This window comes from Microbispora sp. NBRC 16548, from assembly GCF_030268985.1.
Taxonomy (GTDB): Bacteria; Actinomycetota; Actinomycetes; order Streptosporangiales; family Streptosporangiaceae; genus Microbispora; species Microbispora catharanthi.
Window position 1 is genome coordinate 170,673 of sequence record NZ_BSSF01000002.1, and the last position, 24,713, is coordinate 195,385.

The window sequence follows — 24,713 nt, forward strand, 5'->3', positions numbered from 1 at the left end:
CCATGAACGCGTTGCCCCGCCTCGTCACCGTCACCGCCACCGGCCTCGCCCTGGCGCTCTGTCTCACCGGCTGCCGCGACTCGCGCGCCGGCGCGGGGCAGCCGGGCGGAACGCCGACCGTGAAGATCATGGTCGGCGGCATCGACAAGGTCATCTATCTGCCCGCCAAACTCACCGAGCAGCTCGGATACTTCAAGGCCGAGGGACTCGACGTCCAACTGCTGTCCGAACCGTCCGGCGCCCAGGCCGAGAACGTGCTCGTGGCGGGCGATGTGCAGGGCGTCGTCGGGTTCTACGACCACACCATCGACCTGCAGACCAAGGGCAAGTGCATCCAGAGCGTGGTCCAGTTCGCCGATGTGCCCGGCGAGGTCGAACTGGTGGCCGCGGGCAAGGCCGGCGAGATCACCTCGCCCGCCGACTTCAAGGGCAGGCGCCTGGGCATCACCAGCCCGGGCTCCTCGACGGACTTCCTGACCCAGGCCCTGGCCGTAGGGAACGGGGTGCGGGTCGAGGACTTCACCCGGGTGAAGGCCGGAGCCGGCCCCACCTTCATCTCCGCCCTGGACAACGGCGGCATAGACGGCGGCATGACCACCGACCCCACGGCGGCCCGGCTGACCACCACGGGCAAGGCCAAGGTGATCGTCGACATGCGGACGGAGGAAGGGACGAAAGCCGCCCTGGGCGGCCTCTACCCGGCCAGCTCGCTCTACATGGACTGCGCCTGGGTCAAGGCGAACAAGCCCGTCGTACGGAAGCTGGCCGGCGCCTTCGTCAAGACGCTGCGGTTCATCAACGACCACTCGGCCGAGGAGATCGCGGCGAAGATGCCCGCCGAGTACGCCGGGGACGACGCGAAGCTGTACGTCAAGGCCATCGGCGACACCAAGAGCATCTTCACGAAGGACGGGGTCATGCCCGCCGACGGCGCCAGGAACGTGCTGGAGGTGCTCGGCTCCTTCTCGCCCAACGTCAAGGGCAGGAAGGACACGATCGACCTCGGCGCGACCTACACCACGGAGTTCGTCAGCGGCGGGTGAACCCGGGCCTCCCCGGCCTACGCGCAGACGCCGGGGAGGTCGCAGAGCTTGGCGGCCATCGTCCGGGCGTCCTTGATCAGCGGGCGGAACTGGGAGAGTGGAAGGCTCTTGGTCACCAGGCCGGTCCTGACGTAGACCGCCAGCGCGCTCCCCTTCCGGACGATGACGGTGCGGGAGCGGTTCTCGAAGAAGAAGCCGCCGACCCGGAGGGCCTCGTCGCCGACGTCGGTGCTCTTCCACGTGTACGCGTGACGGTTCGGGCCGCGGCCTCCCGTGCCGCACTCGGCCAGGTCGGCGCGTACGGACTTCATCGCCGCCTTCGCGGCCCGCTCCGACGGGTAGAGCACGACCTGCTCGCTCCGGTAGACGGTCTCCGCCACATAGGTGAACGTACGGCTCGCGCTGCGGCCGTCGCGGGCGGTCCTGTGGCCGCACGGGTTCACCTCAAGAGGCTTCTTCAGGCTGTCGGTGAGCTTCAGGTGCTCCCACGGCCTGCGCGGGCCGTCCACCTTGGCCTCGTCCAGCAGGAACCCCTTGGGCAGCGTGGCCGGGGCCGGCGCCTGGCCCGCGCCCGTCACCGCAGCCGTCACGCCCGCCACCGGTGCCGCGACCGCGTGACTCGCGCCCATGCTCGTAGCCGTCACCGTCGCCGCGGCGGCCGCCGCCACGGACGTCAGAACCCTGCGCATCGCACGCTCCCCTGCCGATCGGTTGTCATCCCGTTCGACGGGGCCTTCGCGGATTTTGTTCGGCACGTTGTCCGGCATGCTCCGGCCACGGGCCGTTCGGAACGCTCCACTGGCCGCCGGGGTGGGACGGCTTCCGCCCCCGGCGGCCGGTGTGCCGCTGGTTCAGGACGCTCGGCGGCCCGCGCTGGTGCGAGGCTGCGGTTCCGGCTCGGCCGGTCCGGTCGCCCGCTGCGGCGGCACGACCGGCGTGGGCCGCACCAGGCCGAGGGCGACGACCTCGTTGGCGAGCCGGGTGCGCCGGTTGGTGCCCTCCGGGATGCGGAACTTTTGGTAAAGCCGCAGCAGATGCTGCTTGACCGCCGCCTCGGTCACCACGAGGTCGTCGGCGATCTCCCGGGCCGTCGCGGGCGCCACGAACGCCTCGTCGGACAGCGCGGGACGGCACAGCGAGGTGAGGACGTCGACCTCCCGGCGGGTGAGCTCCGGCGCGGCGGCGCGGCGCAGCTCGACCTCGGGGGCGAGGTCCTCCCGCGGGATCCCGCCGACCCGGGCCCGGGCGGCTCCGAAGGAGACGACGTCGCCGTCGTCCAGCACCCTTCTGGCGATCGGCCTGCCGTTCACCCGTGTGCCGTTGCGGGACAGGCCCAGGTCCACGACGTACAGGTAGGGCCCGCGACGGACGAATTCGGCGTGCAGCCGTGACACGCTCGGATCCGTCAGCCGGATGTCCACGCCTCGGCCGCGGCCGATCGTGGTGACGTCGGGGCGCAGCGGCACCACCTCGCCGCTGTCCTCGATCCGTATGAACGGCCCCTCCACGGCAGTTCCTCCCCAGGTAGCCCGCCGTTACTTTCCCTATAGCTGCGGCTTACCCACCCGTGGCGAGGGGGAATCGCCTTTGCCACGAGCAGAATCAATCCTGAAATTGGTCTGGACCTTTGAGGGGCGCTTTACCTGCTCACGGGTAGACTTCGGGCGGAGATAAGCGGAGGAAACACTTATGGCGGACAAGCCCACCAAAGGCCTCGCCGATGTCGTCGCCGCGTCCACAGCGCTCAGCGACATCGACGGCAAGGCCGGCCGTCTCTTCTACCGGGGATACGACATCCACGACCTGGCCGGCCACGCCACCTTCGAAGAGGTGGCCCACCTGCTCCAGCGCGGCACGCTGCCGACCCGCCGGCAGCTCGCGGACTACGGCGCGGAGCTGGCCGAAGGCCGCACCCTGGGCGCGCTCGTCGAGAGCGACATCTCCGAGATCGCCGGGAAGCAGGGGCCCATGGAGGCGCTGCGCACCCTGGTCTCGCTGGCCGGGGCCGACGACCCGGACAAGGACTCCAACGCCGCCGACGCCAACCGCCGCAAGGCCGCCAGGCTCACGGCGCAGCAGCCGGTCCTCGTCGCCCGCTACCACGCGGCCAGGACGGGAGCGGACATCCCGGCGCCCGATCCCGAGCTGAGCACCGCCGCGAACTTCCTGCTGCAGATCACCGGCCGCCGTCCCGAGCGGCGCGAGGTCGAGATCTTCGACACCTGCCTGGTGCTGCACGCCGACCACACGATGAACGCGTCCACGTTCGCCGCCCGCGTGTGCGCCGCGACGCTGTCCGACATGCACTCGGCGATCGTCGCCGCCGTCGGCACGCTCAAGGGCCCCCTCCACGGTGGGGCGAACGAGCAGGTCATGCGTACGCTGGAAGCGCTGGACCCACACGGCGTCGCGCAGGCCGTACGGGACAAGCTGGCGGCGGGCGAGAAGATCATGGGATTCGGGCACCGCGTCTACAAGACCGAGGACCCCCGTGCGACGCACCTGCGGCGGATGTCGCAGGAGCTGGCCGAGGCCTCGGGCGACGACACCTACTACCGGATGTCGCGGGAGATGGAGGAGGTCGTCTTCGCGGACAAGCACCTGTACCCGAACGTCGACTTCTACGCGGCGACCGTCTACCACTACCTCGGCATCCCGACGGACCTGTTCACGCCCGTGTTCTCGGTCAGCCGGATGTCCGGATGGACCGCCCACGTGATCGAGCAGCACGCCGACAACCGGCTGATCCGGCCGGACAGCGAGTACATCGGCGAGCGCGACCAGAAGTGGGTGCCCATCGACGAGCGGTGAGGGTGAGGAACGCGCCGAGGACCGCAGTGGCAGGCATGGGAGAAACGTGAGAACGAGCGAGAGCACGGCCTGGGGGCCGTACCTGCTGGTGGTGGCGGGTGCGGCCGCCGGGCTGTGCGTGATCGGCCTGGGTGTGCCGGTGCCCGCGGGCGGTGCGATCATGGGATGTGGCTTTCTCGCCGGATCCCTGGTCCGGGTGACGGTCTCCGAACGGCGGGCGGGCGCGCTCGCGGTGCGCAGCAAACGGATGGACGCGCTCACGCTGGCGGCGTTCGGCGCGGCGCTCGTCATCGGCTCGCTGCTCATGCTGCTGCAGCTGCACGACTCGTAGGGACACGACCTCGTCGCGGACTTACCACAGCCGTCCGATAGCCTCAACGGCCAGTGAGCCTCAAAAAGGACGTGCTGGCCAGTTAATTCAGAAGGGGAACCCCACGCATGCCCAAGATCAAGGTAGCGGGCCCGGTCGTCGAGCTCGACGGCGACGAGATGACCCGGATCATCTGGCAGTTCATCAAGGACCAGCTGATCCTTCCCTACCTCGACGTCGACCTGAAGTACTACGACCTCGGCATTGAGCACCGCGACGCCACCGACGACCAGGTCACGATCGACGCCGCCAACGCCATCAAGCAGTACGGCGTGGGCGTGAAGTGCGCGACGATCACGCCGGACGAGGCCCGCGTCGAGGAGTTCGGCCTGAAGAAGATGTGGAAGTCCCCGAACGGGACGATCCGCAACATCCTCGGCGGTGTCATCTTCCGCGAGCCGATCATCATGTCGAACATCCCGCGGCTCGTGCCCGGCTGGACCAAGCCGATCGTCGTCGGCCGTCACGCCTTCGGCGACCAGTACCGCGCCACCGACCTGAAGATTCCTGGCGAGGGCACGCTGACGCTGACGTTCACGCCGAAGGACGGCAGCGAGCCGATCGAGCTCAACGTCTTCGACTTCCCCGGCTCCGGCGTCGCCCTGGCGATGTACAACCTGGACGAGTCGATCCGCGACTTCGCCCGTGCCTCCATGCGGTACGGCCTCAACCGCGGCTACCCGGTCTACCTGTCCACGAAGAACACGATCCTCAAGGCGTACGACGGCCGGTTCAAGGACATCTTCGCCGAGGTCTACGAGACCGAGTTCAAGGCCGACTTCGAGGCCGCCGGGATCACCTACGAGCACCGCCTGATCGACGACATGGTGGCCGCCTCCCTGAAGTGGGAGGGCGGGTACGTCTGGGCCTGCAAGAACTACGACGGCGACGTCCAGTCGGACACGGTGGCGCAGGGCTTCGGCTCGCTCGGCCTCATGACCAGCGTGCTCATGACCCCCGACGGCCGCACCGTCGAGGCCGAGGCGGCGCACGGCACGGTCACCCGCCACTACCGCCAGCACCAGCAGGGCAAGCCGACCTCCACCAACCCGATCGCCTCGATCTTCGCGTGGACCCGCGGCCTGCAGCACCGCGGCAAGCTCGACAACCAGCCCGAGGTCATCGACTTCGCCGAGAAGCTGGAGCAGGTCTGCGTCGAGACCGTCGAGGGCGGCCAGATGACCAAGGACCTCGCGCTCCTGGTCGGCGGCGACGCCGAGTGGCTGACCACGCAGGACTTCCTCGCGGCGCTCGACGAGAACCTCAAGAAGAAGATGGCGCTGTAACGAAAGCTGTAACGAAAGGGGCCTCTGCCTGCGGTTCCACCGTCAGGCAGAGGCCCGTTCGCCACTCTGGGCCGTCAGGCATCCCGAACGGCCCCGAACACGGCCGCGACGGCTCTCCGGCTCGACGACGTCGAGTGGCGGCTGACCATGTCCGTCACCAAGCGAGAACGTCACGGATCGCCTGTACCACCGCCTCGGGGCGGCGGAACGGCAGCGTGACGTGCCCCGCGTCCTCCACGATGCGGTTCTCACCACGCGGCACGGAGGCGGCGAACTCGTTGTAGAGGCGCGTTTTGCCGTCGTTTTCCGCCAGCGTGGGACCCCGCCGGCGCCCTTCCCGACGAGCTGCGGTCGCGCTCGTACGGTCGGTGACCTGTGCGCAGACCTGGCCGATGTGCCGAGGACCACCGTGTACCGGCATGTCGGGCTGCTGGCCGAGGCGGGCGTGCTCGAAGTGGTCGGCGAGCAACGGGTGCACGGCGCGGTCGAGCGCACCTACCGGCTGCAGCGAGCCCGGACGGTGATCGACCGTGACATGGCCGCGTCGATGTCGCTGGAGGACCATCGCGCGGCGTTCACGACGGGCCTGGGGGTGTTGCTCAGCGAGTTCAACGCCTACCTCGACCGGGAGGGAGCGGACCCGTTCGCCGATTCGGTGGGGTACACCCAGTCCACGTACTGGCTGACACCCGACGAGCTCGCGGACCTGATCAAGCAGGTGCAGGCCGTGATGACGGCCCACCGGGGCAACGGGCCGGCGGCGGGCCGGCGGCCATACTTGCTGAGCCCGATCCTGTTCCCCACCGGCGGCACCGTCACGGAAGGCGACGCATGAGGCCCTGCAGGACGCCGACGCCGGCCGGCCGGAGCGCCGGCGGGTAATGAGCAGAGCCGATGTCCTGAGGGCGAGGTCAACGCGGGTGGGGTCGAGGGCGGATGGCTCGGACTTCCGGGTGATCACACCCCGGGGGCCGTCCCGACGTTTCCGGGTGGCCCATTTAGTCACTTCGAGGTAGGGACCGCTCGCTGCTTTGTCACGGTTTCCTGACGTCACGGCGCGGTATCGAGCCGCGGAACCGTCGCACCGGGGCCGTAAAGTTCTGCTGGCCGGTACTTTGCCGAATCGTGGGGAACGGGATGCCGCAGATCGCGCCGTTGCAACCGGGGGATCCGACCAGGCTCGGTCCCTTCGTGCTGTCCGGCCGTCTCGGTGAGGGCGGGCAGGGCGTGGTCTACTTCGGCCAGGACCAGGCCGGCGGGCGGGCCGCGGTCAAGCTGCTGCACGTCAAGTTCTCCGGGGACGCGACCGCCAGGTCCCGCTTCGCGCGGGAGCTGCGCGCCGCCCAGCGCGTGGCGAGCTTCTGCACCGCCCGGGTCCTGGCGGCCGACCTGGAGGGCGACACGCCGTACATCGCGAGCGAGTTCATCGACGGGCGGTCGCTGCGCGATGCCGTCGAGGAGAACGGGCCGCTGACCGGCTCGGGCCTGGAACGGCTGGCGGTCGGCACGGCCACCGCGCTCACCGCGATCCACCAGGCGGGCATCGTCCACCGCGACTTCAAGCCCGACAACGTGCTGCTGGCCGTGGACGGCCCCCGGGTGGTGGACTTCGGCATCGCCCGCATCCTCGACTCGACCGCCACGATCACCAGCCGGGCGATCGGCACGCCCGCCTACATGGCGCCCGAGCAGATCTCCGGTGGCAGCGTCGGGCCCCCGGCCGACGTGTTCTCCTGGGCCTCCACGATCGCGTACGCCGCGACCGGCGACGTCGTGTTCGGCGGCAAATCGATCGCGGTCGTGCTCAACCGCATCCTCAACCACGACATCGAAACCGGGATGCTGCCCGAGCCGCTCGGCGGAGTGGTCCGGGCGTGCCTGCGCAAGTCGCCGGACGAGCGGCCGACGGCCGACCAGATCCTGCTGCGCCTGCTGGGCCGCGCGGTGTCGGGCGACGCGTCGGCGGTCGTGCTGTCCGAGGGGGCCGCGCACGCGGCCGACCCGGACGCCACGCGCCTCGCGCGCACGGGTCCGGGCCGCGCCCTGTCGACGGGCGCGGGCCCCCGACCGGCGGGCGGCGCGCGGACCGGGGACGGCGCAGGGCCCGGAACCGGCGCGCGGAGCGGCACCGGCGGCCATGCCGGGAACGACGCGCCGACCGGGGCGACCCGATCGGCCCTGTCGTCCTCCAGCCCCACCGACCCCACCCCCCGCGAGGGTGCGGGCCCCGGCGCTCACGGGGCCGTACGGCCCGGCGCGGGGGAATCCGATGCGACGGGGCCCGTGCCCCGGATCGGGTCGGCCGGGACCGCGCCGGACGCGACCGGCCGGGCGCGGCGCCGCCGGAGGGGCCTCGTCGGCGTGCTCGCGGCCGTGCTCGCCGTCGTGGCCGCCGGGGGCGCCGTCATCGCCGCCAAGACCGGCTTCGCGTTCGGCGGCGCGCCCGAGGACGGCGGCGCCGGAGACACCGTGGTCACGCCGCGGCCGAGCCCGACGTACGCCTCCGTCTATGAGAAGGCGCGGCGGACCGGGCGGCTGACGATCGGCGTGCGGTGGGACGTGCCCGGGGTCGGCCTGGAGCAGGCCAGCGGGTTCAGCGGGTTCGACGTGGACGTCGCGACGGCCATCGCTAGGAGCCTCAAGGTTCCCGCGAACGGGATCACCTTCCGCAGGGTCGGCGTCAACGACCGGGTGCGCGCGCTGACCGACCACGCTGTGGACATGGTCGTCGCGACCTACTCCTACGACGACAACCGCGGCGACGCCGTCACCTTCGCCGGGCCGTACTACACGGCCCACGCCGACCTGCTGGTGCTCGCCGGTTCGCGGATCAAGAAGCTGGAGGACCTGGCCGGGCGCCGGATGTGCGCGCCCGCCGGCAGCACCACCGGCCGGCTCGTCGCCGACAAGGTGAACGTCGAGCAGGTCCGGGCGGGCAACTACGCCGAGTGCATGGATCTGCTGACCTACGGCAAAGTCGACGCCGTCCCGGGGGAGGACCTCATCATCGCCGGCTTCGCCGACCGCGTGGCGAGCCTGAAGCTGTCGGTGCTCGGCCTGCGGCTGACCGACCAGCGCTACGCCGTCGGCCTGCCCAGGAAGGACGTGCGCACCTGCCGGGCCGTGGAGGACGCGATCAGCCGCATGTACGGCGACGGCACGATGCGTGACCTGCTGCGCAAGCACTTCGGCAACGTCGCCTTCGATCCCGAGCGGGACGCGCCGCCCAAGCTCGCCTGCCGGTAAGCCCGGCTGCTCATCCCCGGGCCGGCGGTCAGGCCTGGCGCTCGAGCTGGGCCATGGCGTCGTTCGCCCACTCCAGCGTGGTGCGGGTCTGCCGGATGCCGAGGTCCAGGGCGAGGTCGCCGAACTTGACCCCGGACGCCCCCTCCGGGACGGGGAGGGCGTGTTTGGCCGCCCACATCGCCTCCAGCTCGGCCAGCTTCTGTTCCACGTACGCCTTCAGACGTTCCAGCACGTCCAGCGCTTCGCCGGGGTCGAGCAGCGGGAGCAGGAACGCCTGCAGCGCGACCTCGCTGCGCGCAGGACCCGTGGGGTCGTGTCCGATCAGCCAGGCGCGCAGCTCCGCGCGGCCCTCCGACGTGATCGAGTAGATCTTGCGCCCCCGTGCGCCCTCCGCCTCCACCGTGACCAGCCCGTCGGCGGTCATCTTCGCCAGCTCTGGATAGATCTGGCTGTGCCCCGCCTGCCACACGTGGGCCACCGACCTCTCGAACCCTTTGGTCAGGTCGTAGCCGCTCGCCGAGCCGTAGGCCGTCAGCAGACCGAGAAGAGCGATGCGCAGGGACATGCCCCTCACTATACCTCCGGATTGACATGTCAAAGCTTACATGTCACCTTCGACATATGCGATCCAGAAACGGACTCCTCCTGTTCGCCGTGCTCGGCGGCATGTTCCTGGCGATGCTCGACCAGACGATCGTCGGCACCGCGCTGCCGAGGATCACCACCGAGCTGGGCGGCACCGGCCTCTACACCTGGGTGGTGACCGCCTACCTCCTCACCTCGACCGTCACGGTCCCGCTCTACGGCCGGCTCTCCGACGCGTACGGGCGAAAGCCGCTCCTGCTGGTCGGGGTGGTCCTGTTCCTGCTCGGCTCGATCCTCTCCGGGGCGGCGCAGAGCATGGGGCAGCTCATCGCCTTCCGCGGCGTGCAGGGGCTCGGCGCGGGCGCGCTGCTGCCGCTTTCGCTGGCGCTGGTGATCGACCTGTTCCCGCCGGAGCGCAGCGGGCGGGTGCAGGGCGCCCTCGGCGGCGTCATGGCGCTGAGCTACATCGCCGGGCCGTTCCTCGGCGGCCTGTTCACCGACCACGCGAGCTGGCGCTGGGCCTTCTACGTGAACGTCCCGATCGGCGCCGTCCTGGTGGCCATCATCGTGTGGCGGCTGCCGCACCGGCCGGGGCACGGCGGGGCGCGGCCCGACTATCTCGGCATCGCCGTGTTCAGCGCCGCGATCAGCGCCCTGCTCGTCGGACTGACCGAGAAGGGGATCGACGGCCACACCTGGACGAGCGGGCCGGTGATCGGGCCGATCGGCGCGGCGCTGGCGCTGCTCGTGGTGTTCGTCCTCGTCGAGCGGCGGGCCGCGGAGCCGATCGTGCCGCTCCACCTGTTCGCGAACGGCACGTACTCGCTGGTCAACGTCGCGTCGTTCTTCACGGCGTTCTGCATGTACGCCGGGGTGGTCTTCCTGCCGCGCTACTTCCAGGAGGCGCACGGCCTGAGCGCCACCTCCTCGGGGCTGCACATCTACCCGCTGATGCTGGCGATGGTCGTGGGCAGCGCGGTCACCGGCGTCCTCATCTCGCGCACGCGCCGCTACAAGCCGTGGCTGATGATCGCGCCGGTCTTCCTCGTCGCGGGCACGGCGCTGTGCGCGAACCTCGAGGTCGGCACCTCGACCCCGCTGCTCGTCGCCTGGATGGCGCTGATCGGGCTCGGCATGGGGCCCATGCTGTCCGGCCTCACCGTGGCGATCCAGACGTCCGTCCCGCTCCGCTACATCGGCACGGCCAGCGCGAACCTGACGTTCTTCCGGCAGATCGGCGGCTCGGTCGCGCTGGCCGTCGCGGGCACGGCGTACACGTCGGTGGTGACGCGGGAGGCGCCCGTGCACGGTATGCCCGCGGCCCACGCCGCCGCGACCGCGACCGTCATCCCCTGGCTGGGGGTCGTGGGCGCGGTCGTCGCCCTCCTCGCGCTCGCCCTGCTACCCCGTGTCGATCCCCAGGGCGGCGTGCGGCTCGACGGGCCCGCACCGCAGCAGGACCTCGTCGCCGCGTGAGACGGGTGTGAGACGGCACTTCAGCGGCGTTCCGAGCGGCGTGTCGGACGGTGCGCGGGGCCCGTCCGACACGATTGAATTGATCTCAAGCGTTCGGGGGAGCGGCAGTGGGTCGTAGGGTCGTCACGGGTTTGGTCTGTGTGTTCGTCGCCGGAGCGCCGCAACCGGCGCTCGCCTTCTCCGGGGAGGCGCCACCCCGGCCGGCGCCGGTGAAGGAGCCGTTGAAAAATCCGTGGGGCACGGCCGATCTCGCGGTCGGCATCACCGCCTCGCCGAAGGTGGCGCAGCCGGGGCAGCCGTTGACCTACCACGTCACCGTGCACAACAAGGGCCCGGGGGACGCCGTCCTGCCGACGCTGCGGGTCGCGCTGCCGAAGGACTTCCAGATCGTCAACGTGGGCGTGGCGGAGTGCGAGCCCGGCCGGGCGCGCAACCGGGTCGTCTGCCACTCGTCCGACGACGTCCTGCCCGGCGGCTCGGGCGACATGACGATCACGGGGGTGATCGCGCCGGGAGCGCACGGCCCGCTGCGGGCGCGGGCCGACCTGTCCTCCGAGGTGCTCGACCAGGACGAGGCCGACAACACGGCCGAGGCGGTGACCAGGGTCGACGAGGGGGCCGACCTGGCGATGCGGTTCCGCTCCTCGACCAGGTTCATCCGCCCGGGCCACTGGTTCTCCGTCCGGGCGGAGGTGCGCAACCGGGGGCCGCGCGTCGTGCGGGACGCCTACGTGTTCTTCCAGCCGCGCGAGGCCCGGCTGCTGTCCGCCAGGGGTGGGCGCTGCCGGGGGAACCGCCAGTTCGTGGGGTGCTCGCTGCCGCCGATCAGGTCGGGGTCGCGCGGGCTGCTCGAACTCGTGTTCCGGGTGCCGTCCCGGGCCTCGCACGCCGTGGCGACGATGGCCACCGTCTACTCGCGCCGCTACGGCGACCGCCGCCCGGCCAACAACAAGGCGAGCGTACGGGTGGCCCTGCGCCGCGCCTGACCCGGCGGCGCGCCGTCAGCCGGGCCGCCGGTTCACAACCGGGGATGGGTTCAGGCGGGCTTCGTGGAGGCGGTCCAGGCGTCGGCGACCATGTCCCGCAGCGTCGCGTGAACCGGCTTCCAGCCCAGCTCGCGCCGGATCTTCTCCGACGACGCCACCAGCACGGCCGGATCGCCGGGACGGCGCGGCGCGACGGCGGTCGGGATGGGGTGCCCGGTCACCTCACGGCAGACGTCCACGACCTCCTTGACCGAGAAGCCCGTGCCGCTGCCGAGGTTGTAGATCCGGTGCTCGCCGGGCGTGCAGGCGTCCAGGGCGAGCAGGTGCGCGCGGGCGAGGTCGGCGACGTGGACGTAGTCGCGGACACAGGTTCCGTCCGGAGTGGGGTAGTCGGTGCCGAAGACGCTGACCGACTCGCGCTCGCCCAGGGCCACCTTCAGGACGTTGGGGATCAGATGGGTCTCGACCGTGTGCCGCTCGCGGAACTCGCCGTACGCCCCGGCCACGTTGAAGTAGCGCAGGCTGACCGCGCCGAGGCCGTACAGCCCGGCGAAGGCGGTGAGCGCGGTGTCCACGGCGAGCTTGGACGCGCCGTAGGGGTTGCCCGGGCGGGTCGGGTCGGTCTCCAGGATGGGAGTGCGTTCCGGCTCGCCGTAGGTGGCGGCGGTGGAGGAGAACACGATCCGGTTCACCCCGGCCTGCCGCATGGCGTCGAGCAGCGCGAGCGTGCCGCCGAGATTGTGCGACCAGTACAGCCCCGGCTTCTCGACCGACTCGCCCACCAGAGACTTGGCCGCGAAGTGGAGCACGGCGTCGCACCCTTCGGACAGCACGCCGCCGGCCTCGGTGATCGACGCCTGCACGAACGCGGCTCCGGGCGGCACGGCGTCGGCGTGCCCGGTCGACAGGTCGTCGAGCACTGTGACCTCGTGCCCCTCCTCCAGGAGTTGCGCCGCCACGACGCTGCCGATGTACCCGGCTCCACCAGTAACCAGCAGCTTCACTGTTTGCTCCTGTTCAAAAGTGTTGGATTATGTACGTCCCGGGCCTAGCTTACGCGCTTCCCATGAGGAGCGGGTTAAATGCCACCAGTACCGCAATCTCAGCAAGTGGCAGGAGATTGCGACGACCGGCCTGGCCTGCCTGACACCCGAACGGACTGATGACGTGAGCAACGTCGCGGTGACCATCGCCTTGGTCCTGATATTCATCCTGATCGGCGGATTCTTCGCCGCGGCCGAGATGGCGATGGTCTCGCTGCGGGAGAGCCAGATCCGCCGCCTGAGCCGCGACGAGGGACGCCGCGGCGCGCGGGTGCAGAAGCTCGCCCGCGACCCCAACCGGTTCCTGTCGGCCATCCAGGTCGGGGTGACCGTGGCGACCGTGCTGTCGGCCGCGCTCGGCGCCGACGCGCTGGGCCCGCGGTTCGCCCCGGTCCTGGAGCAGTGGGGCCTGCGGCCGAGCGTGGCCGCGACCGTCGCGTTCGTGGCCGTCACGATGGCCATCTCGTACGTGACCCTGGTGCTCGGCGAACTGGCGCCCAAGCGGCTCGGCCGGCAGCGGGCGGAGAACCTGTCGCTCATGACCGCCCCGCTGCTCGACCGGATCGCGACGCTGTCGAGGCCGGTGATCTGGCTGTTGTCCAAGTCGACCAACGGCGTCGTACGGCTGCTCGGCGGCAACCCGTCCGCCGACAGGGCGGCCATGACCACCGAGGAACTGCGCGACATGGTGGTGGGCCACACGGACCTCACCCAGGACGAGCGCGACGTGATCGCCGAGGTGTTCGCGGCGGGCAAGCGGCAGCTCAGGGAGGTCATGCTGCCCCGCACTGAGGTCGAGTTCATGGCGGCGGACACCCCGCTCGCCGAGGCCGCCGTGCTCGCCGCGGCCATGCCGCACTCCCGGTTCCCCGTCTACCGCGACACCTACGACGACGTCATCGGGTTCGTCCACGTGCGGGACCTGCTCGACCCGGTACGCACCGGGCGGCTGGAGCCGATCAGCGAGGTCGTGCCGATCCGCCCGGTCAAGCTCGTGCCGGCGAGCAAGCGGGTCCTGGCCACGCTCGCGGAGATGCGCGACGAGGGCCACCACCTCGCCATCGTGGTGGACGAGTACGGCGGCACCGACGGCATCGTGACACTGGAGGACCTGGTCGAGGAGCTCGTGGGCGACATCCGCGACGAGTACGACGAGAGCGGCGACGCCGTACGCGTGATCGCCGGAGACATGGAGGTCGAGGGACTGGTCAACCTGGACGAGTTCCACACCCAGACGGGCGTGCGGCTGCCCAGCGGGCCGTACGAGACCCTGGGCGGATACGTCATGGCATCCCTCGGCCACCTGCCCCAGCGTGGCGAGGTCGCCGAGGCGCCGGGCGTGAAGCTGACGGTGACGGAGATGGACGGCCGCCGCGTCTCCCGCGTCCGCGTCACCCGCACTCCCCCCGAAGACGCGGCGCCCGCGGCGGCCGGCTGAGCGGCGGGCGTGTGCGGGGGCCGGCCGAGTGCTTTCCCGGCCGGCGCCCAGGAGAGGCGTCCCCGGCGGGGACGGGGCCCGCGCCCCTGGCCGCGTCTGTCGCGGGCAGCCCGCGACTGCTGACAGAATTACCGTATGGCTCTTGCTCGCGTCCTGTCCGGTATCCAGCCCACCGCCGACTCGTTCCACCTGGGCAACTATCTCGGCGCGATCCGTCAGTACGTGGCACTGCAGGACACCCATGAGGCCTTCTTCTTCATCGCGGACCTGCACGCGCTGACCGTCGCGCCCAAGCCCGAAGAGCTGCGCCGGCGCACCAGGATCGCCGCCGCCCAGCTGTTCGGCGCGGGGCTCGATCCGGAGCGCGCCGCGGTCTTCGCGCAGAGCCATGTGCGCGAGCACAGCGAGCTCGCCTGGTATCTGATCTGCCAGACCGGCATGGGCGAGGCCGGGCGGATGACCCAGTTCAAGGACAAGTCCGCGCGGTACGGCGAGAGCTCGGCCAGCGTGGGCCTGTTCACCTACCCCATCCTCCAGGCGGCCGACATCCTGATCTACCAGGCCGACCAGGTGCCGGTGGGGGTGGACCAGAAGCAGCACCTGGAGCTCAGCCGCGACCTCGCGCAGCGCTTCAACAGCCGCTACGGCCAGACCTTCAAGGTGCCGAGCCCGTACATCCTCAAGGAGGTCGAGAAGATCACCGACCTCCAGGACCCGACCGCCAAGATGTCCAAGTCGTCGTCGAGCCCGCAGGGCATCCTCGACGTGCTGGAAGAGCCGAACGCCCTGCGCAAGAAGATCATGCGCGCGGTGACCGACACCGGCAGCGACGTCGTCGCCGACGAGGAGAACAAGCCGGGCGTCACCAACCTGCTGCGGATCCTGTCCGCGCTGACCGGCACGCCGATCCCCGAACTGGAGACGCGGTTCGCCGGGCAGGGCTACGGCACCTTCAAGAAGGAGGTCGCCGAGGCCGTCATCGAGACGTTCTCCCCGATTCGGGAGCGTACGGAGAAGCTGCTGGCCGACGAGGCCGAGCTCGACCGGATGCTGGTCGCGGGCGCCGCACGGGCCCGCAAGGTGGCCCGCGAGACGATGGAGCAGGTCCGCGAGCGCCTCGGCCTGCTGCCCACGCCGCACTCCGACTGAACCGCGTCTGAGACCGCGGCCCCCGCCCCGGGCCGCGGTCGCCGCACGCATCGAGACGCCCTCTCCGGGTACACAATGCCGATGGGGATGGCGATGGTCGACCAGGTCACGCGGCGCGTCGACGAGGTCAGGGCGTGGGGCCGGATGTGGATCGAGCGCGACCGGATCCGCTTTCCCTGGTTCGACCACCTCATCAGGACCTTCCAGCGCTACCAGGTGCAGTCGGGGGACCGGCTGGCGGGCGCCTTCACCTACTTCGCGTTCCTGTCGTTCTTCCCGCTGATCGCGCTGGCGTTCGCGCTGTTCGGGTACGTCGTCACGATCCGTCCGGACGCGCTCGCCACGCTCACCGAGGCGATCAACAGCCAGCTTCCCGGGCTCGCCGGGCAGCTCCACATCGACCAGCTCGCCGGGGCCCGGGCCCGGGCAGGGCTGATCGGCCTGCTCGGACTGCTGTACGCCGGGCTGGGCGCGATGGACGCCCTGCGCGGGGCCCTGCGCACCGTCTGGATGACCTGCGAGCCGCCGCTCAACTACTTCGTCGGCAAGCTCCGCGACCTCGTCGCGCTCGTGCTGATGGGCCTCGCCATGCTGGTCTCGGTGATCGCGAGCGGGTTCGCCACCGGGGCCACGAGCACGGTCGCCGGATGGCTCGGCCTGGGCTCCTCGCCGCTGGCCGGCGTCGGGGTCTGGCTCGCCGGGATCGCCGCGAGCCTCGTCGCCGACCTGCTGCTCTTCCTGGTCATCCTCGGCTGGCTGGCCAAGCCGTCCCAGCCGTTCCTCGTCGTGCTCAAGGGCGCGCTGCTGGGCGCGGTCGGCTTCGGCGTGCTGAAGCAGCTCGCGGCGCTGATCCTGTCCGGCACCCTGCGCAACCCGGTGTACGGCACGTTCGCTGTGGTCGTGGGGCTGCTGCTGTGGATCAACCTGTCGGCCCGGGTGATCCTCTATGCCGCCGCGTGGACGGCGACGGCCACGCTGGGCCCGCCGCCCGAGCCCACCCCGCTTCCGTCGCCCGCGATCACGCCCACGACCGGCCCCGCCTGACCGCGCGCCTTCAACGCGGGCGCAACCCGGCGACGAGCCGCCGCTGCGGCTGCTGCTGGATGGTACGGCCTACGACCTGGCCTTCGACGTCTCACGCCGGCGGATGGAGACCTGGGCCCGCTGGGAGGAGGTCAGCCGCGCCGCCGAGCACGCCATCCCCGCCCCGCCTGCTCGCTAGCCGTCGGCGTCGCCGGGCGTCTTCCGGCGCCGGCGCAGGCCGTACGCGCCGAGGGCGAGGACCACGAGGGCGCCGCCGCCGATCAGCAGGGGGGTGGTCGCGCCCGCACCCTTCGAGGCGGGGTCCTCTCCGCGCGCCTTGGCCGCACCCGCGTCGGCCGCGCCCGGCGTCGTGGAGGGCCGTACGGCCAGGGGAGAGGAGGAGGGCTTGGGATCGGGCGCCGGCGTGACCAACTGGCCCACAGGGGCCGCCTTGCCCCTCGCGGCGAAGCCCCAGTCGAGCAGCTTGGAGACCTCCTCCCAGAAACCGCCGGGGTGATGCATGATCACGACGAGGATCGTGTGGCCGTCACGCCGGGCCGCGCCCACGAAGCTGCCCAGGGCCTTGGACGTCCAGCCGTTCTTGACGCCGAGCATGCCCTTGTAGCTTCCCAGGAGCCGGTTGTGGTTGGCCATCTCGTAGTAGGCGGGCGCGGGGGACTCACTGGCCTCGGAGTCGTCGCGGTGCTTCTTCTTCTTTTTCTTCTTCAGGTAGTCCTTGGGCGCGGGGAACTTGGCGACCTTCGTGCTGATGTATTCGCGGAAGTCCGGGATCGCCAGCCCGGCCCGCGCGATCAGGGCGAGATCGTAGGCCGAGCTGCGCTGGCCCGGGGCGTCCAGGCCGTTCGGCGTCTTGGCCACCGTGTCGTACGCCTGGAGCTTGCGCGCCTCCGCGTTCATGTCGGCGAGCGTCTTCTTCAGGCCGCCGTTCGCCTCGGCGAGCGCGACCGCGGCGTCGTTGGCGGACACCATGAGGAGCGCCCGCATGAGGTCGTCGATCGTGTAGATCGGCTCGGGGACGATGCCGACGGCGCTGCCCTCCACGTTGCACGCCTCGTCGCTCGGCTTGACCTTGCGGTTCTTGTCGAGCTTGGGGATCAGCGTCACGGCCGTCAGCGTCTTGAGCGTGCTTGCGGGCAGGTAGTGCCCGTGCGGGTCCTTGGCCGCGAGCACCGCGCCCGTGTCGGCGTCGGCCACGACGTACGCGCTGGCCTCGGTCTTGGGCGGGGGTTTGATCCCGGCGGGCCGGATGATCCCGTGGCCGGCGAGCCCGTCTCCGCCCACTGTCCCGGTCCCCGTGCGGGTTCCGGTCACGGCCGTGCCGTTCCCCGTGCCGGTCTCCCGCGGCGTCAGGTCCGGCACGGCCCGCGCGCCCGCGGCGGGAGGGGCGCCGAGCAGCGCCGTCGTCAGCACTCCCGCCGTCGTCACGGTCGCGGCGAGAGCCCGCAGGTTCGTCCCCATAGGTCGCTCAGCCTAGCCTTGACTGCCTTCGCATGAAGCGACATATGCCCCATATGCCACAAGGCCACGCAGGTGGCCGCCGATACTGTCAGCATGACGAGACGTGTATCGATCTTTCTCGTGGCACTCGCCGCTTTCATGATCTTCGAATGGATCAACCTCGGCTTCAACCTCGCCGACGGGCATGAGACGTCCTTCTACGTCGTCCACGGCGTACTCATCGCGGTGAACATCCTCCTGGCACTGGCGCTCGGGGCGGTCGGCGTGCGGGGATGGATGAAGGGTAGGGCCTGAGCCTGGAACGACCTTGTCCGCTGTGACCTGAGGGTCCACAGGGACCGAACGTGATGGAGGCAAGCTTTGGCGATCGACTTCAATCCCTCGCGTGGCGCGACCCTCGGCGTGGAGTGGGAGCTTCAGCTCGTCGACCGGCATACGCGTCATCTCCGCCAGGACGCCAAGGAGGTGCTCGCCGCGGTTCCCGACCTCAGTGAGGGGCAGCGGCCCAAGGCCATGCACGAGCTCATGCAGTCGCAGGTCGAGATCGTCACCGACGTCTGCCACACGGTGGCCGAGGCGGTGCAGGACCTGAAGAAGAGCATCGGCCGGCTGACCGAGGCCGTCGAACCGCGCGGCATCGGGCTCGCTTGCACGGGGACCCACGCGATCAGCGACTGGCGTGACGCGGTCTACGCGCCGAGCCAGCGCTACGTGGAGCTGGTCGAGGACCTGCAGTGGCTCGCCTGGCGGATCCAGACGTTCGGCGTGCACGTCCACGTGGGCGTCAAGGAGCGGGACAAGGTCATTCCGATCGTCAACGCCCTCGCGGCGTACCTGCCGCACTTCCTCGCGCTCACCTCCTCCAGCCCCTACTGGGGCGGGCAGGACACCGGGCTTGCGTCGAGCCGGGCCATCGTCTTCGGCTCGCTGCCCACGGCCGGGCCGCCGCACCTGCTGGCCGACTGGGCCGAGTTCGAGGAGTACATGGACACGCTGCTGCGGGCGGGCACGATCCGCAGCATCAAGGAGGTGTGGTGGGACATCCGGCCGCATCCCGACTTCGGCACGATCGAGGTCCGGATGTTCGACGGCATCCCGACGCCGCGCGAGGTGGGCATGGTGGCCGCGCTGTCCCAGTGCCTCGTGCAGCAGTTCGACCAGCAGATCGACCGGGGGTACAAGCTGCCGCATCCGGCGGCCTGGGTGGTGCGCGACAACAAGTGGCGCGCCACGCGCTATGGCCTCGACGCGGACGTCATCACCGACGACCATGGCTCCACGGCGCCGATGCGCGACGTATTGTATGAACTTCAGCGTGAACTCGAACCCGTCGCCGAGCGGCTCGGCTGTGCCGACGAACTGGCGGTCGTGACCGAGGTGCTGGAGCAGGGGAGCTCATCCGAGCGCCAGCGGGCGATCCTCGCCGACGGAGGGACCCTCCAGGACGTGGTCGACGCCACGGTCATCGAGCTCGCCGAGGACAGGTTCGTCACCTCGAACCCCAACCGTGAGATCGGACAATCGGGCACCTGACGGGGTAGGCCTGATATGTCCGGCAACAGTGCCTCAGTTCTGACAACGTGCGGAGGCCGGTGTAAATACTGGGCAATCCGCCGTATCGGAGGGTCGCGGCATGGAAGGATTGTGAATGAAGGGTCGGTGGAGGCGAGACACGCCCGCTCGACCCTTTTGGACTTTTTCGTGACTTTTCATGATCATATGGACGATCCGGCGATCCGTGGCGGGACGGCTCACCGGAGAAGGGAAGACCCGTGGCCACCTCATCGAAGCTCGCAACGCCGGACGCGGCCGTGCCGGGAAGCAACGACCTGGCCGGACAGCTGGCGGAATTCCTTCGCGGGCACAACGATGAGCTGATCGAGTTCCGGCGCGACGTACACGCACACCCGGAGATCGCCTTCAGCGAGCATCGCACGACCGAGAAGATCGCTGAGCGGCTGACGGACGCCGGGCTGACCCCGCACCCGCTGTCGCGCGGCACCGGCCTGTGGGTGGACCTCGGCCGGGACGAGGGCCCCACGGTCGCCCTGCGCGCCGACATCGACGCGCTGCCGATGGAGGACGAGAAGGACGTCCCCTACCGCTCCACGAACCCGAACGCCTGCCACGCCTGCGGCCACGACGTGCACACGGCGATCGTCATCGGCGCGGGGCTGTTCCTGGCGTCGCAGGCCGACGCGGGAGCGCTCCCCGGCCGGGTGCGGCTGATCTTCCAGCCGGCCGAGGAGGTCGCGGGCGGCGCGCTCGAGGTCATGCGCGACGGCGGCATCAACGAGGTCGACCGCATCTTCGCGGTGCACTGCGATCCGCGCCTCGACGTCGGTCACGTCGGCCTGCGGACCGGTCCGATCACCGGGTCCTGCGACAGCCTGCGCATCCGCGTCGCGGGCCCGGGCGGGCACACCGCCCGGCCGCACCTGACCGTCGACCTCGTCTACGCGCTCAGCAAGATCGTCACTGAGCTGCCGGCCGCGCTGTCGCGCCGCGTGGACCCGCGCTCCAGCCTCAGTCTCGTGTGGGGCCAGATCGCCGCGGGCTCCGTGGCCAACGCGATCCCGGACGTCGGGGTCGCCCAGGGCACGGTCAGGTCGCTCGACGAGGATGCCTGGCACCAGGCTCCCGACCTGGTCAAGGCCCTGCTCGACTCGGTGGCCGGCGCGTACGGCGTGGACGCCGAGATCGACTATCGGCGCGGCACGCCGCCGACGGTGAACGAGGCCACCAGCATCCAGATGCTGCACGACGCGGTCACCCAGATCATCGGCGAGGGGGCGGCCGTGCCCACGCCGCAGAGCCTCGGCGGCGAGGACTTCTCCTGGTATCTCGAGTCGGTGCCCGGCGCCCTCGCCCGGCTGGGCACCCGGCCGGTGGGGGCCGTCGACGAGGTCGACATCCACCGGCCGCAGTTCGACGTGGACGAGCGGGCGATCGGGATCGGCGTCAAGGTCCTCGCCGCCACCGCGCTGACCGCGCTGTGGGGCGGCGCCCGCTGAACCGCGTTCACCGAACCGGCCGAGCCCGCTGAGCCGTACGCCGCCGTGCCCGACGTCTCCCCCCTGCGTCCCGAGGACCCCCACCGCCTCGGGAACTACCGCCTCGACGGCCGCCTGGGCGTGGGCGGCCAGGGGGTCGTGTTCCGCGGCGTCGGCGCCTCGGGCGGGCCGGTGGCCGTGAAGCTCCTGCACGCGCGGGTCGACGACGCCTCCGCCCGGCGCGCCTTCGCCCGTGAGATCGAGGCGGTGCGCCGGGTCGCCCCCTTCTGCACCGCCCAGGTCCTCGACGCCGACCTCGACGGCGACCGGCCGTACATCGTGAGCGAGTACGTCGACGGCCCGTCGCTGCGCGAGCACGTGACGACGGCGGGCCCGCGGACGGGCGGCGACCTCGATCGGGTCGCCGTGGGGACGGCCACCGCGCTCGCCGCGATCCACCGGGCAGGGGTCGTCCACCGCGACTTCAAGCCGGGCAACGTGCTCCTCGGCTCGGACGGGCTGCGGGTCGTCGACTTCGGCATCTCCCGGCTCGCCGACGCCACCGCGACGACCGGGAACCCGGTCGGCACCCCGGCGTACATCGCGCCGGAGCAGCTCGAAGGACGACCGGCCGAGCCGGCGGCGGACGTGTTCTGCTGGGCGCTCACGCTCGTCTACGCGGCGAGCGGGCGGCACGCCTACACCGGCGACACGTACGCGGCCGTCATGGCCCGCATCCTGTACGGCACGCCGGACCTCGGGCCGCTCACCGGTCTGCTGAAAGACCTCGTCGTGGCGTGCCTGGCCGCGGAGCCGGCCGATCGGCCGGACGCCGGCCAGGTGCTGAGCGCCCTGCTCGACCGATCCCCGGGACGGCCGGGTCCGGCGGCGCAGGGTCTGCCCGCGCAGGACCCGACCGCACCGGATCTGACCGCACCGGATCTGACAGCACCGGGTCTGACCACACCGGATCCCATCGTTTCCGGATCCACGGCGGGGCGAGCGCGCGTGGTCGCGCTGGTCGCCTCGCTCGCCGTCCTCGTCGCGGTGGGCGTCGCGTGGGTGCTGACGGCCCGCGAACCCGGGCGCCTGGACGGGACGTGGACGGGTGTCGCCCGCTATCCCTCGGCCGGCCGTGTCTTCCCGGTCGAAATCCGCCTGGCCGCCCCGGCGCGGATGAGGTGGGGCGCCGACCTGCACTGCTCCGGCCGTCTCACCCCCGCGAGCGGGCCGGGTGATGTGCTCGTCCTGACCCTCGACCAGGTCAAGGGCGACGCCTGTCATCCCGGAAGCGTCTCGATCACATGGCGGGGTGAGAGCGCGGCCGACTTCGAGGTGACACGCGCGGGGGAACAGGACGCCCGATACTCGGGATCCCTTACCCGCACGAATTAACTCAAATGGGATAAATCTGTCAGAGCCCTTTGTGTGGTGCGTTCTCCCGCGCGCACAGCGGGTATCGCGGACGGTGGTACCACCATTCCGGGTTGGAGGTCCGATTGCGGGCGTTCCGGGCGGCGATGGCGGGCGTCGTCGCCGTCGCCGTGACCGCCGCCGCGGGATGTGGCGGCGAGGTGGAGACGGCGTCTTCGCAGACCGGCTCGCTGCGAGTCGGGCTCGTGTACGACATCGGCGGACGGGGCGACAAGTCGTACAACGACGCCGCGGCCGCCGGAGTCGACGAGGCCAAGCGCAACATGACCGGCCTGCGGGTGCGGGAGGTCGAGGCCGCGCCGGGCGAGCCCGTCGTCCGGAAGGTGGAGCGGGTGCGGGCGCTCGCCGAGGCCGGCTACGACCCGATCATCGCCGTCGGCTACTCGTACGCGCCGGCGCTGGCGCGGATCGCCCCGAAGTTCCCCAAAACGCGGTTCGCGATCGTGGACGAGCCGACGGTGTCCGGTCCCAACATCACGAATTTGCTGTTCGCCTCGGAGCAGGGCTCGTTCCTGATCGGCGCGGCGGCGGCGATGAAGTCCCGCACCGGCGACGTCGGCCTCGTCGGGGGCAACCGGTCGCCGCTGGTCAGGAAGTTCGAGGTCGGCTACGTCCAGGGCGTGAAGCACGTGAACCCGCGGGCACGGATCAGGATCGCCTACCTCGCGGGCCCGCACGACCTGAGCGGCTTCGAGCGGCCGGACAAGGCGCAGAAGGCCGCGCGGTGCATGTACCGGGCCGGGGCCGACGTGGTCTACCAGGTCGCCGGGGCCTCCGGGGCCGGGGTGTTCCGCGCGGCGAGGAACGCCGGGGCGTGGGCCATCGGCGTCGACTACGACCAGGCCAAGAGCGCCGACCCGGCCGTGCGCCACGTGATCCTGACCTCGATGATCAAAAGGATCGACGTCGCGGTCTACGACTACCTCGCCGACGTCGCCGACCACACCGTCAGGAGCGGCCGGGTCGTGTACGACCTGAAGCTCGGGGGCGTCGACTACACCCTCACGGGCGGCCACATCACCGACATCCAGCCGCGCCTGGAGCAGCTCAAGCAGGAGATCATCCACGGCAGGGTCAAGGTTTCCCCAGGCTGACACCCTGGTCACGGTGTGGACTGGGCTCAATAACGGACATGTTGCGGACTGGTGTGCGGGTTTGGTCTATGCAGGTCAAACAACTATCTTCCGTGCAGGGTTGCCGTGCGTTCCTGCGTGCGTGCGACGAGAGTCAGACGGGCGGGGAACGGAAGGGGAGTCACGACCTTGCTCCACAATCGAGTTAGCAGACTGGCCGCCGCCACCGCGGGCGGCGCCTTGCTCATGGCCGCCGCCGCGTGTGGGGGTAGCGACGGCACCACCACGACCGGAGCTTCGGCCGACGCGTCCTCCGCGCCTGCCGCCGCGCAGGTCAAGGTCGGCCTGGCGTACGACATCGGTGGCCGCGGCGACGGTTCCTTCAACGACGCGGCCGCGGCCGGCCTGGACAAGGCCGAGTCGGAGCTCAAGGTCCAGAAGAAGGAGCTGGAGGCCACCCAGGGCGAGACCGACGCCCAGAAGGAGGAGCGGCTGCGCCTGCTCGCCTCCGGGGGTTACAACCCGGTCATCGCGGTGGGCTTCGCCTACTCCGGCTCCGTGGCGAAGGTCGCCAAGGAGTTCCCCGACGTCAAGTTCGCCATCGTGGACGACGACGCGGCCAAGGGCGACAACATCACGAACCTGATGTTCGCCGAGGAGCAGGGGTCGTTCCTCGTCGGGGTCGCGGCGGCGCTGAAGTCCGAGAAGGGCGACGTCGGCTTCGTGGGCGGCGTCGACGTGCCGCTGATCCACAAGTTCGAGGCGGGCTTCAAGGCCGGCGCGAAGGCCGTCAAGCCGGACATCAAGATCCAGAGCAAGTACCTCACCCAGCCCCCGGACTTCGGCGGCTTCGGTGACCCGGCCAAGGGCAAGACGGCCGCGCAGGGCATGTACGACGCCGGTGCGGACGTGGTCTACCAGGCGGCCGGCGGTTCGGGTGCGGGCGTCTTCGAGGCGGCCAAGGCCGCGAACGCGATGGCGATCGGCGTCGACTCCGACCAGGCGGCGCTCCCGGCGTACGCCGACTTCAAGGACGTGATCATTTCCTCGATGATCAAGAAGGTCGACGTGGCGGTCTTCGACTTCCTGAAGAACTACACGACCGGCACGGTCAAGTCGGGCCCGTCGGTCTACGACCTCAAGGCGGGCGGCGTGGACTACTCCACGACCGGCGGCAAGATCGACGACATCAAGTCGAAGATCGACGAGTACAAGCAGAAGATCATCAGCGGCGAGATCACGGTCCCGACGTCCTGACCTGCGTAATCGAGGGGCCCG

Annotated in this window: 22 protein-coding genes; 17 read left to right on the top strand and 5 right to left on the bottom strand. The window is 70.7% G+C overall.

Going from position 1 to position 24,713, the window contains the following annotated elements; all coding sequences use genetic code 11:
* Positions 1-2: 2 nt before the first annotated feature.
* Positions 3-1,043, top strand: coding sequence for an ABC transporter substrate-binding protein (locus tag QSK36_RS05265; RefSeq protein WP_285781525.1), 1,041 nt, complete (start codon positions 3-5; stop codon positions 1,041-1,043).
* Positions 1,044-1,060: 17 nt separating this feature from the next.
* Here QSK36_RS05265 and QSK36_RS05270 read toward each other — a convergent pair whose 3' ends face one another.
* Both QSK36_RS05270 and QSK36_RS05275 read right to left on the bottom strand, forming a co-directional pair.
* Positions 1,061-1,732: a hypothetical protein gene (locus QSK36_RS05270; RefSeq protein ID WP_285781526.1), complete on the bottom strand. Its 672-nt coding sequence runs from the start codon at positions 1,730-1,732 to the stop codon at positions 1,061-1,063.
* Positions 1,733-1,894: 162 nt separating this feature from the next.
* Entirely contained in the window at positions 1,895-2,551 is a 657-nt protein-coding gene (locus QSK36_RS05275) for an FHA domain-containing protein (protein WP_030508446.1), read from the bottom strand.
* 181 nt (positions 2,552-2,732) lie between these two features.
* On the opposite strand from QSK36_RS05275, the gene QSK36_RS05280 reads away from it, so the two are divergent.
* The 5 genes from QSK36_RS05280 to QSK36_RS05300 all read left to right on the top strand — a co-directional run bounded on the left by QSK36_RS05280 (position 2,733) and on the right by QSK36_RS05300 (position 8,756).
* The gene (locus tag QSK36_RS05280; protein WP_285781527.1) at positions 2,733-3,854 is read left to right on the top strand and encodes a citrate/2-methylcitrate synthase; all 1,122 of its coding nucleotides are present in this window, start codon (positions 2,733-2,735) and stop codon (positions 3,852-3,854) included.
* A gap of 46 nt (positions 3,855-3,900) precedes the next feature.
* Entirely contained in the window at positions 3,901-4,185 is a 285-nt protein-coding gene (locus QSK36_RS05285) for a DUF3017 domain-containing protein (RefSeq protein ID WP_139573536.1), read from the top strand.
* Between the two features lie 107 nt (positions 4,186-4,292).
* Positions 4,293-5,510, top strand: a complete 1,218-nt coding sequence (locus QSK36_RS05290; RefSeq protein WP_030508449.1) for an NADP-dependent isocitrate dehydrogenase — start codon at positions 4,293-4,295, stop codon at positions 5,508-5,510.
* Between the two features lie 220 nt (positions 5,511-5,730).
* Complete coding sequence (locus tag QSK36_RS05295) at positions 5,731-6,345, top strand: helix-turn-helix domain-containing protein (protein ID WP_285781528.1); 615 nt, start codon at positions 5,731-5,733, stop codon at positions 6,343-6,345.
* A 290-nt stretch (positions 6,346-6,635) separates the two neighbouring features.
* Entirely contained in the window at positions 6,636-8,756 is a 2,121-nt protein-coding gene (locus QSK36_RS05300; RefSeq protein ID WP_285781529.1) for a serine/threonine-protein kinase, read from the top strand.
* Between the two features lie 28 nt (positions 8,757-8,784).
* Here QSK36_RS05300 and QSK36_RS05305 read toward each other — a convergent pair whose 3' ends face one another.
* Positions 8,785-9,321 carry a PadR family transcriptional regulator gene (locus QSK36_RS05305; RefSeq protein ID WP_183534462.1) on the bottom strand — a complete coding sequence of 179 codons (537 nt, stop codon included), beginning with the start codon at positions 9,319-9,321 and terminating at the stop codon, positions 8,785-8,787.
* Positions 9,322-9,377: 56 nt separating this feature from the next.
* Here QSK36_RS05305 and QSK36_RS05310 point away from each other — a divergent pair, with 56 nt between their 5' ends.
* Together QSK36_RS05310 and QSK36_RS05315 are read left to right on the top strand one after the other, a co-directional pair.
* The gene (locus QSK36_RS05310; protein WP_225897806.1) at positions 9,378-10,817 is read left to right on the top strand and encodes an MDR family MFS transporter; all 1,440 of its coding nucleotides are present in this window, start codon (positions 9,378-9,380) and stop codon (positions 10,815-10,817) included.
* 107 nt (positions 10,818-10,924) lie between these two features.
* Positions 10,925-11,803 (top strand): CARDB domain-containing protein, encoded by an 879-nt coding sequence (locus QSK36_RS05315; protein WP_285781530.1) that lies wholly within the window; start codon positions 10,925-10,927, stop codon positions 11,801-11,803.
* Positions 11,804-11,853: 50 nt separating this feature from the next.
* On the opposite strand, the gene galE is transcribed toward QSK36_RS05315, so the two are convergent.
* The gene (gene galE, locus QSK36_RS05320) at positions 11,854-12,807 is read right to left on the bottom strand and encodes a UDP-glucose 4-epimerase GalE (RefSeq protein ID WP_183534468.1); all 954 of its coding nucleotides are present in this window, start codon (positions 12,805-12,807) and stop codon (positions 11,854-11,856) included.
* A 163-nt stretch (positions 12,808-12,970) separates the two neighbouring features.
* Between galE and QSK36_RS05325 the strand changes: the two genes are divergently transcribed.
* The 3 genes from QSK36_RS05325 to QSK36_RS05335 all read left to right on the top strand — a co-directional run bounded on the left by QSK36_RS05325 (position 12,971) and on the right by QSK36_RS05335 (position 16,477).
* Positions 12,971-14,284: a hemolysin family protein gene (locus QSK36_RS05325; RefSeq protein WP_183534470.1), complete on the top strand. Its 1,314-nt coding sequence runs from the start codon at positions 12,971-12,973 to the stop codon at positions 14,282-14,284.
* A 135-nt stretch (positions 14,285-14,419) separates the two neighbouring features.
* Complete coding sequence (trpS, locus tag QSK36_RS05330; RefSeq protein WP_183534471.1) at positions 14,420-15,433, top strand: tryptophan--tRNA ligase; 1,014 nt, start codon at positions 14,420-14,422, stop codon at positions 15,431-15,433.
* 81 nt (positions 15,434-15,514) lie between these two features.
* The gene (locus QSK36_RS05335) at positions 15,515-16,477 is read left to right on the top strand and encodes a YihY/virulence factor BrkB family protein (RefSeq protein WP_225897807.1); all 963 of its coding nucleotides are present in this window, start codon (positions 15,515-15,517) and stop codon (positions 16,475-16,477) included.
* 174 nt (positions 16,478-16,651) lie between these two features.
* On the opposite strand, the gene QSK36_RS05340 is transcribed toward QSK36_RS05335, so the two are convergent.
* Positions 16,652-17,935 (bottom strand): D-alanyl-D-alanine carboxypeptidase family protein, encoded by a 1,284-nt coding sequence (locus QSK36_RS05340; RefSeq protein ID WP_285781531.1) that lies wholly within the window; start codon positions 17,933-17,935, stop codon positions 16,652-16,654.
* A gap of 93 nt (positions 17,936-18,028) precedes the next feature.
* Here QSK36_RS05340 and QSK36_RS05345 point away from each other — a divergent pair, with 93 nt between their 5' ends.
* The 6 genes from QSK36_RS05345 to QSK36_RS05370 all read left to right on the top strand — a co-directional run bounded on the left by QSK36_RS05345 (position 18,029) and on the right by QSK36_RS05370 (position 24,692).
* The gene (locus tag QSK36_RS05345; protein ID WP_079316017.1) at positions 18,029-18,229 is read left to right on the top strand and encodes an SCO4848 family membrane protein; all 201 of its coding nucleotides are present in this window, start codon (positions 18,029-18,031) and stop codon (positions 18,227-18,229) included.
* A 66-nt stretch (positions 18,230-18,295) separates the two neighbouring features.
* Complete coding sequence (locus QSK36_RS05350; RefSeq protein WP_183534475.1) at positions 18,296-19,468, top strand: glutamate--cysteine ligase; 1,173 nt, start codon at positions 18,296-18,298, stop codon at positions 19,466-19,468.
* A gap of 239 nt (positions 19,469-19,707) precedes the next feature.
* Positions 19,708-20,949, top strand: coding sequence for an amidohydrolase (locus tag QSK36_RS05355; protein ID WP_183534477.1), 1,242 nt, complete (start codon positions 19,708-19,710; stop codon positions 20,947-20,949).
* A gap of 45 nt (positions 20,950-20,994) precedes the next feature.
* On the top strand, positions 20,995-22,323 hold the full coding sequence (locus QSK36_RS05360; protein ID WP_285781532.1) for a serine/threonine-protein kinase: 1,329 nt from the start codon (positions 20,995-20,997) through the stop codon (positions 22,321-22,323).
* 92 nt (positions 22,324-22,415) lie between these two features.
* The gene (locus tag QSK36_RS05365; protein ID WP_285781533.1) at positions 22,416-23,456 is read left to right on the top strand and encodes a BMP family lipoprotein; all 1,041 of its coding nucleotides are present in this window, start codon (positions 22,416-22,418) and stop codon (positions 23,454-23,456) included.
* A 168-nt stretch (positions 23,457-23,624) separates the two neighbouring features.
* The gene (locus QSK36_RS05370; protein WP_225897808.1) at positions 23,625-24,692 is read left to right on the top strand and encodes a BMP family lipoprotein; all 1,068 of its coding nucleotides are present in this window, start codon (positions 23,625-23,627) and stop codon (positions 24,690-24,692) included.
* Positions 24,693-24,713 lie beyond the last annotated feature (21 nt).